The organism is Pseudonocardia phyllosphaerae (assembly GCF_046546475.1).
Taxonomy (GTDB): Bacteria; Actinomycetota; Actinomycetes; order Mycobacteriales; family Pseudonocardiaceae; genus Pseudonocardia; species Pseudonocardia phyllosphaerae.
Genome location: NZ_JBKGXS010000002.1, coordinates 541,377 through 554,090 on the forward strand (window position 1 = coordinate 541,377; position 12,714 = coordinate 554,090).

Genomic DNA, 12,714 nt, shown 5'->3' on the forward strand with positions numbered 1-12,714 from the left:
ACGGTCGGTGGATCCGTGTGCTCAGCTCTCCAGGCGCAGCGCCCGTGCCGGGCAGGCCTGGACGGCGGCGTGGACGTGGTCCCGGTCGCCCTCCGGCGGGTTCTCGTCGGTGATGTGGACGAGGTCGTCGTCCCCGATCTCGAAGTAGTCGTCGGCCATGGCCTCGCACATCCCGTAGCCCTCGCAGGCTCCGATGTCGGCAACGATCCGCATGTCAGACCTCCTCGGTCGTGAGGGCGATGAAGTCGACCTTCTCCCGGACACCGCAGTCCGGGCAGCACCAGTCGTCGGGGATCTGGGACCAGGCGGTCCCGGCCGGGAAGCCCTCGGACTCGTGGCCCGCGGCGACCTCGTAGGTGTAGCCGCAGCCGGGGCAGCGGGCGGCGGTGACGCCGTCGCCGTGGCTGCGCCGGGTGGCGTCGACGGCGGGCGCGTCCGGGGTGACCTGGCCGGGCGGCGGGTAGGCGGTGAGCAGCTTCTCGCGCTTGCCGGGCTGCAGGTTCGCCCTGCGCAGGTCGCCCTCGTAGTGCGCGACGACCAGCGGGTCCATCAGCCTGCGGAACAGCGGCGGCACGGTCGCGGCAAGCATCATCCCGGTGTAGCCGGTCGGCAGGACCGGGGCCTCGGGGAAGTCGCGCAGCGTCTGGAACCGGCGGACCGGGTTCGCGTGGTGGTCGGAGTGGCGCTGCAGGTGGTAGAGCAGCACGTTCGTGGCGATGTTGTTGGAGTTCCAGGAGTGCTCGGGCAGCACGCGCTCGTAGCGGCGACGCTCCGGCGGGCCGACCTTCTGGCGCAGCATCCCGTAGTGCTCCATGTAGTTGACCAGCTCGAGCAGGCTGAACCCGAACACGGCCTGGATCAGCAGGTACGGCAGCACGACCCAGCCGAACAGCGCGACCAGCGCGCCCCACAGCACCACCGACATCAGCCAGGCGTTGAGGACGTCGTTGCTCAGCCGGTACGGGTGGCCCTTGCGGCGGGACAGGCGCTTGCGCTCGATCCCCCAGGCGCTGCGCAGCGAGCCGAAGACGGTGCGCGGCCAGAAGCGGTAGAAGTTCTCGCCCATCCGGGCCGACGCGGGGTCCGCCGGGGTGGAGACGTGCACGTGGTGGCCGCGGTTGTGCTCGACGTAGAAGTGGCCGTAGAAGCTCGGGGCCAGCGCGATCTTCGCGGCCCAGCGCTCGACGTCCTCACGCTTGTGGCCCAGCTCGTGCGCGGTGTTGATCGCGACGCCGGCGACGGTGCCGAGGGTGACCGCCATGCCGATGTTCCCGACGATCGGGGCCCCGGCCAGCGCGATGTAGGCCATGCCGGCGAACAGGCCCGCGTACTGCAGCGGGAGGTAGGCGTAGGTGACCCAGCGGTAGTAGCGGTCCTCCTCGAGCGCCTCGGTGATCTCCTCCGGCGGGTTCGTCGGGTCCTGCCCGGCGAAGAGGTCGATCGTGGGCACGATCCCGAGGACGACGATCGGGCCGAGCCACAGCATCACCGACCATCCGGTGAGCATGTGCAGGCCGATCGCGATGAACGGCAGCACCGGCACCAGCAGGCCCAGCAGCCAGGCGTAGCGCTTGCCGTCGTGCCAGGTGTCCTTCCCGTCGACCGGTTCGGTCAGGGCGAAAGTTTTCACGGCGGTCTCCCTGTCGGTCGGCGTCGACCGTGCTCGGGTGGTGCGGGACGTCGTCGACGCTAGGTCCGCCGCGGGGCCCGGGGCTTCGGTCCCGGAACCGAAGGCGTCGGGCCCCTTCGGTCTCCCGGCACGAAGCGCGGCGTCGGAGCCCGGTCACGCTCCGCCCCCGCGGGTCCACCCCTTCGGACGCGTATGGGATGGGCCGGACGGGGTACTGACACTCGTACGGGTCGGGGGACGCGTGCGCACTGCGGACGACGGGAGCCCGGCATGCCGGAAATGGGTGGCCACCGGACGGCCCGTCGGCTGGGATGTGCGGCATGAGCACGGACCTGACCCGCGCCGCCGTGGCCCGGCTGCTCGACGAGCTCGGCCCCGGCACCTGCCCCGACGTCGTCGGCGCCGCGGTGCACCAGGCCTGCGAGGACCTGCGCGGCAGCCCCGTCGGGGCGCTCCCGGAGCTGGTGGAGCGGCTGGCGCGGGTGCGGCTGCTGCCCGCCTGAGGGTCTTGTCCACCGCTGATCTCCACCACTGATCGACGTCTGCGAGGGGTTCGGTGCCGCAGCCGGCATCGATCCCGGGTCAGCGCATGGTCGTGAGGACGCCGGCGAGCAGGTTGACCACGACGTGGACGAGGCCGCCCGGCAGGACGCTGCCCGACCGGTGCCGGAGCCACCCCAGCAGCCAGCCCGCGACGAACTGCAGAGGCAGGATCGGCCACACGCGCGGATCGACGAGCAGCAGCGGCAGGTGCGCCACGAGGAAGACGAGCGCCTGCGCGAGGTTCCCCCACCGGAAACCGAGCCGCCGGATCAGCACCCCGGCGACCAGCCCGCGGAAGAACAGCTCCTCCACCAGGGCCCGCACCGCCACCAGGGCTCCGGCGGCGACCGAGACGACCGGCGCCGGGCCCGACAACCCCGGCGCGGCGAGTGCCTCCGGCGGGATGAGCAGGACGACCAGCCACCCGATCGCGAGCTGCGGGACCAGCAGCACCGCCGCCCACCGGTACCCGGACGCCGTCCCCGGGGTCGCGCCGAGGAGATCGAGCGCGGACCGCACGCTGCGGCCCGCTCCCCGGGACTGCACGACGACGTAGACCAGCGCGGCTGCGACGCCGAGAACCGGGGTCAGGTCCACCCCCGACACGGTACCCAGCCAGCGGGGCCGCACCCCGTGATCAGCGGCAGCGAAGGTTCCGGTGCCGGATGTGGCGCCGCCCCTCGGCCCCGCTGATCACGATCGCCGGGCCGCCCCGCACCCCATGATCACCGTTCTGCCGGTGTTCGGTGCCGTGGATGGCACCGAACACCGGCAGATCTCCGATCACCGACACCATGATCAGCGGCAGCGAGGGGTCCTGTGCCGAATGTGGCACCGATTCCGTCAGACCCGCTGATCAAGGACGCCGCGGCCGCACCAGCTCCTCCGCGATCGCCGTGACCCCGGCGAGCACCTCGCGGAACGACGTCGACAGCGGCGCCAACCCGATCCGGATGCCGTCGGGAGCGCGGAAGTCCGGGATCACCCCACGCTTCCAGAGCCGCACGGTGACCTCGTCGAACCCGGGGGCGCACACCGTCACGTGCCCGCCGCGGCGGGAAGGATCGCGCGGTGAGGCGACGCGGACGCTGTGCGGGACGAGCAGCTCGTCGGCCAGCTCCAGCGCGTACGACGTCAGCGCCACCGACTTCGCGCGTACCGCGCCGATCCCGGCCTCGTCGAGCAGATCCAGGTTCGCGTCCAGCGGCACCATCGCGAGCACCGGCGGCGTCCCGGAGATCAGCGACCGGATCCCCTCGGCCGGCTCGTAGCCGGGCCCCATCGCGAACGGCGTGCGGTGCCCGAACCAGCCGCGGATCGGCTGCTGCAACCGGCCCTGGTGCCGTGCGGCCAGGTAGCCGAACGCCGGGGCGCCCGGGCCGCCGTTGAGGTACTTGTAGGTGCAGCCGACGGCCAGGTCGACACCCCAGTCGTCGAGGGCGAGCGGGACCGAGCCGACCGAGTGGCAGAGGTCCCAGAGCACCAGGGCACCGGCGTCGTGCGCGATCCGGGTGATCGCCGGGGCGTCGGCCAGGAACCCGGACCGGTAGGCCACGTGCGAGAGCAAGACCAGCGCGGTCTGCGGCCCGACGACCGCCGCGACCTGCTCGGGCGTCACGCCGGACTCGGGGTCGGCGTCGATCCAGCGCAGCGTGGTGCCGCGCTCGGCGGCGATGCCCTCGACGATGTAGCGGTCGGTCGGGAAGTTGTCGGTGTCGATCACGATCTCGCGGCGCCGCGGGTCGGCGGCGAGCTGCTCGTCGACGGCGGCGCGGGCGAGCTTGTACAGCAGCACGGTCGTCGAGTCGGCGACGACGGTCTGCCCGTCCGCGGCGCCCAGGGCCGCCCGGGCGATGCGGTCCCCGTACGTCTGCGGGCTGTCGATCCAGCCCTCGTCCCAGCCCCGGATGAGCCGACCGGCCCAGTCCTCGGTGCAGAAGCGGGCGAGCCGGTCCGCGACGGCGCGCAACGGGCGGCCGAGGGAGTTGCCGTCGAGGTAGGCGACCACGTCACCGGCCGGCAGGAACCGCTCCCGGTAGGGCGCCAGCGGGTCGGCCGCGTCTCGACGCTCGGCGTCGGCGCGTGACGCCGGTGATGCAACTGACCGGTCGGTCACTGCGGTCCCCCTCCCCGCCCGGCTCAGTCCGCTCGCCAGGCCCCCGGCCGATCGTAGATCTCACGGAGGTCGAGAAGGTGTCCGCGCATCGCGTCCTCGGCCTCCGCCGCCTCTCCGCGCGCGATGTGTTCGGCGATCGACTCGTGGCACGCGTCGACCCGGGCCCAGTGCTCGGGGCCGACGACGTCGCGGTTCAGCCTCGTCCGTAGAACGTCCCCGACCGGTTGCCCCATCATCGTCAGCATCAGATTGCCGGTGGCCATGAGCACCGTCGTGTGGAAGTCCATGTGCTCGACGAAGCCGCTCGGGTCCCGCGGGTCCCGGGGTGCGCAAGCGGCCGCCCGCAGCGCCTCCACAGTCTCGGGCGCGGCTCGCTGAGCGGCGAGCCGCGCCGCCGCCGGTTCCAGGAGCAACCGTGCCTCGAGCAGGTCGGCCATGCCGAGCCGCGGAGTCGCGACGAGCACGCCGAGGGCACCGCCGACGTCCTCCACCAGCCGGGCCGGGTCGGGCGCTGCGACGAACGAGCCTCCGCGCACTCCGCGCCGGGTCTCGATCAGATGCTGGCTGGCGAGTACGCGCAGTGCCTCACGGACGGTCGAGCGGCTGACCCCGAACATCCCGGTCAGCTCGGACTCGGCAGGCAGCCGGGTGCCCGACGGAATCGAGCCGCGCATGATCTGCGACCGCAACTCGTCGGCCACCTGGCGGTAGGCGGGACGGACCCGCTGCACACGCAGCCGCGCGGTGGGCGGCGCGCCGGGCGCGGTCCCGTCCACGGGTACGGAGGGCCCGCCCGGGGGTTCCGGGGTCGCAGTCATCTGCACGCTCCGCCGTCCGGTTCCGGCCGCGACACCCACGGCTCGAGCCGAGGTTACCGCTCGCCCGTTCCGCACGTTCCATCCGGACCATCTCGTCCGCATAGATCAGACCGATAGGCAAGCCGGTCAGACAGTCAATATACGACCCTCGAACCCTTGCGACGCTAAGTGTCTGATGTTTAACGTATGGATCGGCGGTCGCAGCGAGGCGCTCGCCGGACCAGGGCGTGCGACGCGGCACGCCGAGGGGAGCTCGCCATGTCCGACGACCCATCAGCGACCCGCCGACCGGCCACCACCGGGAGCCCGCCCCGCTCCCCCGACCTCGCGGCCCGGCTCGACCGGATCCCGGTCATCACCCGCCTGCACCGACGCTGGGTCGCCGTGCTCGGCGTTCTCTTCGTGTTCGACCTCGTCGATCTCAACTCCTTCGCCTACGCCGCACCGGCTCTCCGCACGGAATGGGGACTGAGCATCGGCGAAGTCGGTGCGGTCACCTCGGCAGGCTTCGTCGGCATGTTCGCCGGCGCCATCGTCGGCGGACGGCTGTCCGACCGTTTCGGCCGCCGCCCGGTACTACTGGGATCGATCCTGTTGTTCTCGGTCTGCTCACTGGGCAGCGCGGCGACGACAGGCGTGTGGTCCCTCGGGGTGCTTCGGGTCCTCACCGGCATCGGGCTCCAGGCCATGACCGGCGTGCTCCTGGTGTGGGTCAGCGAGATGTTCCCCCGTTCGCTGCGTGGCCGGTACCAGTCGCTGCTCCTCGCCGTCGGACTCGCGGGGATCCCGGTCGCCGCGTGGCTGGCCCGCCTGGTCATCCCACTCGGGCACGGCTCCTGGCGCTGGATCTTCGTGGTCGGCGCGCTCGGTGCCGTCGGCGGGCTCGTCGCCTGGCGGACCGTGCCGGAGTCGATCCGCTGGCGCTCCGCGCAGGGCCTGTCCCCGACGGCGCGCGAGGAGCAGATCGTCGCCGCGATGGAGCGCGACGCACGCGAGCGGACCGGCACCGAACTGCCCGAACCGGTCGCCGAGGCCCCGGTCGGACAGGGCCGGCTGTCGGAGATGCTGCGCCCGGGCATGCTGCGCCGCACCGTCGTCGCCTCGGCGGCGTGCGTGTTCCTGATCCTGTCCTTCTACGGCTTCAGCTCCTGGGTACCGACGCTGCTCGTCGAGCGCGGCTACACCACTGCAGAGTCGCTGACCTTCGCCTCGGTCCTCGCCATCGCGGCCGTTCCCGGCGCGCTGCTGGCTGCCCCGATCGCCGACCGCTTCGAGCGCCGTTCGGTCGTGCTCGTGCTGCAGGTCGTCGTGGCCGTGCTCCTCGTGGTGTTCGGCCTCGTCGACAGCCCCGTCGCGATCGTCGTGTCCGGGTTCTGCGCGGCGATGGTCATGCAGACCAGCGTGCCGCTGCTCTACACCTACATCGCCGAGGTCTTTCCGCTGCACCTGCGCGGGCTCGGCTCCGGCATCGCCAACGGATCGGGCCGGCTCGCCGGCGTGGTCGGCGGCGTGCTCGTCGCGTCTGTCTACTCCGGACTCGGCCTCACCGCCGTCTACGTCTACCTCGCCGTCGCCGCACTGTCGCTCGGCCTGGTCATGGCCCTGTTCGCCGAGCGCACGACCAACCGGCGCCTCGAGGACATCGAACGCGGATGACCACGGGTCACCGCTGCACACCCACGAGAGAGGACACCTCCACGTGACAATCACGGAAAGCTGGCAGGGCCGGTTCTACGAGGACTTCGGGATCGGTGAGATCTACCAGCACCCCCTCGGCCGCACGATCACCGAGACCGACAACTCGTGGTTCACCCTGCTCACGATGAACACCAACCAGGCGCACTTCAACGCCCAGGTCGGTGCGTCGTCCGAGTTCGGAAGGATGCTCGTCGTCTCCCCGCTGACCATCGCGATCGCGATCGGACAGTCGGTCGTCGACACCACGCAGAACGCGTTCGCCAACCTCGGGATGGACGACCTGCGGCTCACCGCCCCGGTCTTCGCCGGGGACACGCTGTGGTCGGAGTCGATCGTGCTCGACAAGCGGGAGTCGGGGTCGCGCCCGGGCGCCGGGATCGTCACCATCCGCACCCGCACCCTCAACCAGGACGCAGTCGAGGTACTGACCTTCCGACGCACCTTCTACGTGCACAAACGCGATGCCGCCGGAGCCGTCTCGCACTTCCCGCAGGCCGCGACGCCGCTCCAGCTGGAGCAGCTGTGAGGCCGCTCGCCGACATCCGGATCGTCTCGCTGGAGCAGTACGGTGCGGGACCGTTCGGATCGATGCACCTGGCCGAGCTCGGCGCGGAGATCATCAAGGTTGAGGACCCGTCGGTCGGCGGCGACGTGGGGCGGACCGTACCGCCCTACACCGCGGGCGACGACTCACTGTTCTTCCAGTCGTTCAACCGGGACAAGGCCTCGATCACTCTCGACATCCGCTCCCCCGAGGGTCGCGAGGTGTTCCTGGAGCTGGTCCGCGGAGCGGACGCCGTCTACTCCAACCTGCGCGGCGACGTCCCGGCGAAGCTCGGGATCCGCTACGACGACCTCAAGGACGTCAACCCGCAGATCGTCTGCTGCTCGTTGACCGGGTTCGGGATGACCGGCCCACGCTCGGCCGAGCCGGGCTACGACTACGTCCTGCAGGCCCTCGGCGGCTGGATGTCGATCACCGGGGAGCCCGGCGGCGCACCGCAGAAGACCGGGTTGTCACTGGTCGACTACTGCGGCGGCTACGTCGCGGCGATCTCACTGCTCGCCGCGGTGCACGGGGCCCGGCGCGACGGCGTCGGCACCGACTGCGACCTCTCGCTCTACGACACCGCGGTCAGCCTGCTGACCTACCCGGGTACCTGGCACCTGACCGCCGGCTACGAGCCGGCCCCCACCCGACGCTCGTCGCACCCGTCGCTGGTGCCGTTCCAGGCCTTCCAGGCCTCCGACGGCTGGCTGGTCGTCGGGTGCGCCAAGGAGAAGTTCTGGCAACGTCTCACCATCGTGCTCGACCGCCCCGAGCTGGCCGAGGACCCGCGGTTCGTCTCCTTCGCCGACCGCGGCCGCCACCGCGACGAGCTGGTCCCGCTGCTCGAGGACCTGTTCGCCACCCGCACCGTCGACGAGTGGCTCGCCCCGCTCTACGCGGCGTCGATCCCTTGTGCCCCGATCCGTGACGTCGCGGCGGCGCTGACCGACCCGCACACCCTCGAACGCGATCTGATCGCCGAGACGCCGACCGAGCACTTCGGCCCGGTCCGCTCGCTGCGCAGCGCCGTCCGTGTGGGGCCCCCCGGTGCCGATCGGGCCCCGACCCGCTCGGCACCCGCGATGGGCGCCGACACCGACCGCGTACTGCGCGAGCTCGGCTACGACGACAGCAGGATCACCGCGCTCCGTGCATCCGGCGCGCTGGGAAAGGACTGACGTGGACTTCCAGCTCACCGACGAACAGCGGCTCTATCGGGACACCCTGCGCGACTTCGTCGACAAGGAGATCGTGCCCGTTGCCCGGGAGTGGGAACACTCGGGCCGCTATCCCACCGAGATCGTCGAGGGGATGAAGGAGCTCGGGTTGTTCGGCCTGGCCGTTCCGGAGGTCTACGGCGGCCTCGGCGCGGACACGGTGTCCTTCGCCCTGACCTTCGAGGAGATCGCCCGCGGTTGGATGGGTATCGCGGGCATCCTCGGCAGCCACTCGGTGTCCTGTTTCCTGCTCGCCCAGCACGGCACCGAGCAGCAGAAGCAGCGCTACCTGCCCGAGTTGGCCACCGGCGCCCGGCGCACCGGCATCGCGCTCACCGAGCCCGGTGCGGGTACGGATCTGCAGGGCATCCGGACCACCGCCCGGCGTGACGGCGACGACTACATCGTCGACGGCACCAAGATGTGGATCACCAACGCGCGCCACGCCAACCCGCTGCCGGTGCTGGTGAAGACCGACCCGTCGGCCTCGCCGGCGCACAAGGGCATGAGCATCCTGCTCGTCGAGGCGGACTCACCCGGGTTCGAGGTGACCGCGGACATCGGCAAGCTCGGCTACAAGGGCACCGAATCGTGCGAGGTCGTGCTCTCCGGAGTGCGGGTACCGAGCTCCCAGCTGCTCGGCGGTGTCGAGGGGCGCGGCTTGCAACAGGCGCTGTCGTCGCTGGAGACGGGGCGGATCAACATCGCCGCCCGTAGCGTCGGTATCGCCCAGCGCGCCTACGACGAGGCCCTGCACTACGCCCGCGAGCGCACCGCGTTCGGCCAGGCGATCGGCGAGTTCCAGGCCGTGCAGCAGCGGCTCGCCCAGACCGCGATCCGGCTGCAGTCCGCGCGGCTGATGACCTACTGGGCGGCGTCGCGGATGGACGACGGCGTCCGGATGGACACCGAGTCCGGGATGGCGAAGATCTTCGCGTCCGAACAGGCGCTGGAGTGTGCGATCGACTCGATGCGCATCCACGGCGGCTACGGCTACTCCACCGAGTTCGAGGTGGAAAGGCTCTATCGCGACGCCCCTCTCATGTCGATCGGCGAGGGCACCAACGACGTGCTGCGCGGCGTCGTCGCGAAGTCCCTGCTCGCGGGCAAGGCGACCGTGCGGTGAGCCCGTCCGGGACCTCCCCCGAGGAGCTCGGGGCCCTCGCCACACGGCTGGGGTACGCACTCGACCCCGGCCAGGTCCGCGGCATGGCCGACGCCGTCGCCGGGACCGAGCCCGCCGTCACCGCGCTGCGCCGCACAGCGGTCCCCGACGACGTCGCCGATCCCGCACACGGGGAACGCCGCCTCCGGGTGGACTCTCCAACCGACGGCGCCGATGTGCTCGACCGGCAGTGGGCCGACCAGCTGCGCGGGACGTGGTCCGGCCGCGCCCCGGCGGCGGCCGAGCAGCTGGAGCGGCTGCACCAGGAGCTGGGCTGCACGATCCGGGTGCTGCACCAGCGCATCGGTTCCAGGACCCCGGACAGCCCGCCGCGGCTGCTGGAAGGGGTTCCCTTCGCGGTCAAGGACGTCATCGACGTCGCCGGGGTCCCGACGACCGGGGCGTCGCGGACCCGCGAGCACGCAGCCCCTGCGGTGGAGTCGGCGACGGTCGTGGCCCGGCTCGAGGCGGCCGGCGCGGTGCCGGTGTCGAAGGACGCGACGACCGAGTTCGCCGTCGGCGGACCGCACGCCCCACTCACCGGCGCCTGTCGCAACCCGTGGGACACCGAGCGCTGGGCCGGTGGGTCCTCCACCGGTACTGCGGCCGCGGTCGCCGCCGGGGTGGTGCCGTTCGGGATCGGCACCGACGTCGGTGGGTCGATACGGCTGCCGGCGGCGTGGTGCGGGCTCACCGGCCTCAAACCGACGGCCGGGGCGGTGCCGCGCACCGGGGTGATCCCGCTGTCCTGGACCACCGAGACCGTCGGCCCGATCGCGCGGGACGCCCGCACGACCGCGCTCGTTTTCGGGCTGATCCGCGGCGCCGACGGCCGGGACCCGCGGACCGGCCCGTTGTCGCCGCTGCCGTCGGTCCAGCCACCTGCCGACCTACGCGGGCTACGGATCGCCCGGCCCGGTGGCTACCTCACCGAGCTGTGCGACTCCGCGGTGCGCGCCGGACTCGACGAGCTCGTCGGGGTTCTCACCGACGCCGGTGCCGAGATCGTCCCGGGCGAGATCGAGTCGGCCGCGCAGGCACTGCCGATCGGCTACGAGATCGTGTTCACCGAGGCGGCCACCCTGCACCGCGACGACGCGGGGCGCTGGGCCGACTACGACCCGGTCACCGTCGCCCGCATCAGCAAGGGCATCACGACGCCTGCGGTGGACTACCTGCGGGCACTGCAGTTCCGCACCCGGCTACAGACCGAGCTGGACGCGGTGTTCGCCGAGGCCGACCTGGTCGTCGTCCCCACCACGCCCGCGACCGCGCCGCGGCTGCCCGACTGCACCGTCGTCGTCGACGGACAGCGGTATCCGCTTTACGCGGCGCAGTCGCGGGCCACGATGCTCGGCAACCTCACCGGTGCCCCCGGCTTGGCGTTGCCCACCGGCTTCGCCCCCGACGGCTGTCCGGTCTCGGCGATGTTCCTCGCCCAACCGCACGACGAGGCCACCGCGCTGCGGGTGGCCGCCTTCTTCCAGGAGCGCACCGGCCATCACCGGCGTGTCCCCGACCGACCCGGAGGTCACCGATGACCATCCACTCCGCCCCGGCCCACACCACGACCCTGGCCGGAACCGTCGCCGCGTTCGCCGCGTCTGCCCGGCTCGACGATGTGCCCGTCGACGTGCAGGAACGGGCTCGCCACCTGATTCTCGACGCCGTCGGACTGGCCTTCGCCTCGACCACGCACCCGTTCTCCGGGACCGCGGCCCGTGCGCTGGGCGCGTTCGGCGGTCCCGGTGAGCAACCCGTACTGGGCCTTCCCGACCGACTGCCCGCCCGGGACGCCGCGACGCTGAACGGTGTCCTGATCCACGGGATGGACTTCGACGACACGCATATCCCGGCGGTCGCCCACGTGTCCGCCGCCGCGTTCCCGGCAGCGCTGGCAGCCGCGATCGCTCGCGGAGCCGACACCCGCGCGCTGCTGCTGGCTTACGTTCTGGGTATCGAGGTGTCGGCTCGGGTCGGGATCGGTGGGGCGGGCGGCTTCCACGACGTCGGTTTCCATCCCACCGCGGTCGCCGGTGCCTTCGGAGCCGCCGTGGCCGCGGGCACGGTGGCGGGTCTCGACACCGACGAGCTGACCGCCGCCCAGGGAGTCGTCGGGTCGATGAGCTCGGGTCTGCTGGAGTTCCTCGCCGACGGCTCGTGGACCAAGCGTCTGCATCCGGGCTGGGCGGCGATGTCCGGGCTCACCGCGGCCGGCTTCGCCGAAGCGGGCTGGAGCGGTCCCGCCACCGTCTACGAAGGACGCTTCGGGCTCTACAACTCCCACCTCGCCGGGCGGGAGACCCGACCGGAGGTGGTCGGCGACGGTCTCGGCGAGACCTGGGAGCTCATGCGAACCGCGGTCAAGCCCTACCCGATCTGCCACTTCATCCACGCCTTCGCCGACGCCGCGCTGATCCTGCGCCCAGAGGTCGGAGACACTGCGATCCGGGAGATCCGCTGCGCGATCCACCCGGTCCCGGGCAAGGTGGTCTGCGAGCCCGCCGAGGCCAAGTGGGCACCGCGCACCGAGTACGACGCCAAGTTCAGCCTCCCGTTCGTTGTCGCGACGATACTGTTGCGTGGCCGATTCGGCCTCGCCGAGCTGGAGGACGACGCGCTCGCCGACCGGGCTGCGCTCGATCTGGCCCAGCGGGTGCGGGTCGTCGAGGACCCCGACAGCGCCTTCCCCGGTGCCTACTCCGGCGCAGTCGAGATCGAGCTCGACGACGGCCGCGTGCTGCGCCACCGCGAGCAGGTCAACCGCGGCCACGACCAACGTCCGCTCACCAACGACGAGATCGTCGCCAAGTTCCGCGGGACGATCGGCCGGGCGGCCCCGGACGCCGTCGCCGACCGCGTGCAGGCCGCGGTGCTCGCCCTGGGCGACGACACGCCCGCCGTCGAGTTCGCGGAGGCCTGCCGTGGCTGAGGCCGTCCGTCGTGCCGCACGCCCTGTCCGTACCGCCACCCCTGG

General features: G+C 72.0%; 12 protein-coding genes. 7 read left to right on the forward strand and 5 right to left on the reverse strand.

The window, feature by feature from the left end; genetic code table 11:
- Positions 1-21: 21 nt before the first annotated feature.
- The gene (locus tag ACLE50_RS07850) at positions 22-213 is read right to left on the reverse strand and encodes a ferredoxin (protein ID WP_410942737.1); all 192 of its coding nucleotides are present in this window, start codon (positions 211-213) and stop codon (positions 22-24) included.
- A 1-nt stretch (position 214) separates the two neighbouring features.
- Complete coding sequence (locus ACLE50_RS07855) at positions 215-1,630, reverse strand: fatty acid desaturase (RefSeq protein ID WP_410942738.1); 1,416 nt, start codon at positions 1,628-1,630, stop codon at positions 215-217.
- A 320-nt stretch (positions 1,631-1,950) separates the two neighbouring features.
- Between ACLE50_RS07855 and ACLE50_RS07860 the strand changes: the two genes are divergently transcribed.
- Entirely contained in the window at positions 1,951-2,133 is a 183-nt protein-coding gene (locus tag ACLE50_RS07860; RefSeq protein ID WP_410942739.1) for a three-helix bundle dimerization domain-containing protein, read from the forward strand.
- A gap of 79 nt (positions 2,134-2,212) precedes the next feature.
- On the opposite strand, the gene ACLE50_RS07865 is transcribed toward ACLE50_RS07860, so the two are convergent.
- From ACLE50_RS07865 to ACLE50_RS07875, 3 genes are all read right to left on the reverse strand, one after another.
- Positions 2,213-2,770, reverse strand: coding sequence for a CPBP family intramembrane glutamic endopeptidase (locus ACLE50_RS07865; RefSeq protein ID WP_410942740.1), 558 nt, complete (start codon positions 2,768-2,770; stop codon positions 2,213-2,215).
- A 259-nt stretch (positions 2,771-3,029) separates the two neighbouring features.
- Positions 3,030-4,289, reverse strand: coding sequence for a kynureninase (locus ACLE50_RS07870; protein ID WP_410942741.1), 1,260 nt, complete (start codon positions 4,287-4,289; stop codon positions 3,030-3,032).
- A 23-nt stretch (positions 4,290-4,312) separates the two neighbouring features.
- On the reverse strand, positions 4,313-5,107 hold the full coding sequence (locus tag ACLE50_RS07875; RefSeq protein ID WP_410942742.1) for a FadR/GntR family transcriptional regulator: 795 nt from the start codon (positions 5,105-5,107) through the stop codon (positions 4,313-4,315).
- A 258-nt stretch (positions 5,108-5,365) separates the two neighbouring features.
- Here ACLE50_RS07875 and ACLE50_RS07880 point away from each other — a divergent pair, with 258 nt between their 5' ends.
- From ACLE50_RS07880 to ACLE50_RS07905, 6 genes are read left to right on the forward strand one after another with little or no spacing between them, the layout of a single operon-like run.
- Entirely contained in the window at positions 5,366-6,763 is a 1,398-nt protein-coding gene (locus ACLE50_RS07880) for an MFS transporter (protein WP_410942743.1), read from the forward strand.
- A 43-nt stretch (positions 6,764-6,806) separates the two neighbouring features.
- Positions 6,807-7,331, forward strand: a complete 525-nt coding sequence (locus tag ACLE50_RS07885; RefSeq protein WP_410942744.1) for a MaoC family dehydratase — start codon at positions 6,807-6,809, stop codon at positions 7,329-7,331.
- Positions 7,328-8,533 carry a CaiB/BaiF CoA transferase family protein gene (locus ACLE50_RS07890; RefSeq protein ID WP_410942745.1) on the forward strand — a complete coding sequence of 402 codons (1,206 nt, stop codon included), beginning with the start codon at positions 7,328-7,330 and terminating at the stop codon, positions 8,531-8,533. The genes ACLE50_RS07885 and ACLE50_RS07890 overlap by 4 nt, the downstream gene beginning before the upstream one ends.
- 1 nt (position 8,534) lies before the next feature.
- On the forward strand, positions 8,535-9,698 hold the full coding sequence (locus tag ACLE50_RS07895; RefSeq protein ID WP_410942746.1) for an acyl-CoA dehydrogenase family protein: 1,164 nt from the start codon (positions 8,535-8,537) through the stop codon (positions 9,696-9,698).
- Entirely contained in the window at positions 9,695-11,278 is a 1,584-nt protein-coding gene (locus ACLE50_RS07900) for an amidase (RefSeq protein ID WP_410942747.1), read from the forward strand. Before ACLE50_RS07895 ends, ACLE50_RS07900 begins: the two co-directional genes overlap by 4 nt.
- On the forward strand, positions 11,275-12,669 hold the full coding sequence (locus tag ACLE50_RS07905) for an MmgE/PrpD family protein (RefSeq protein WP_410942748.1): 1,395 nt from the start codon (positions 11,275-11,277) through the stop codon (positions 12,667-12,669). The genes ACLE50_RS07900 and ACLE50_RS07905 overlap by 4 nt, the downstream gene beginning before the upstream one ends.
- Positions 12,670-12,714 lie beyond the last annotated feature (45 nt).

Coding starts and splice junctions, on each gene's coding strand:
- ACLE50_RS07850 (WP_410942737.1), bottom strand. CDS start 213: ATGCGGATCGTTGCCGACATCGGAGCCTGCGAGGGCTACGGGATGTGC.
- ACLE50_RS07860 (WP_410942739.1), top strand. CDS start 1,951: ATGAGCACGGACCTGACCCGCGCCGCCGTGGCCCGGCTGCTCGACGAG.
- ACLE50_RS07875 (WP_410942742.1), bottom strand. CDS start 5,107: ATGACTGCGACCCCGGAACCCCCGGGCGGGCCCTCCGTACCCGTGGAC.
- ACLE50_RS07880 (WP_410942743.1), top strand. CDS start 5,366: ATGTCCGACGACCCATCAGCGACCCGCCGACCGGCCACCACCGGGAGC.
- ACLE50_RS07905 (WP_410942748.1), top strand. CDS start 11,275: ATGACCATCCACTCCGCCCCGGCCCACACCACGACCCTGGCCGGAACC.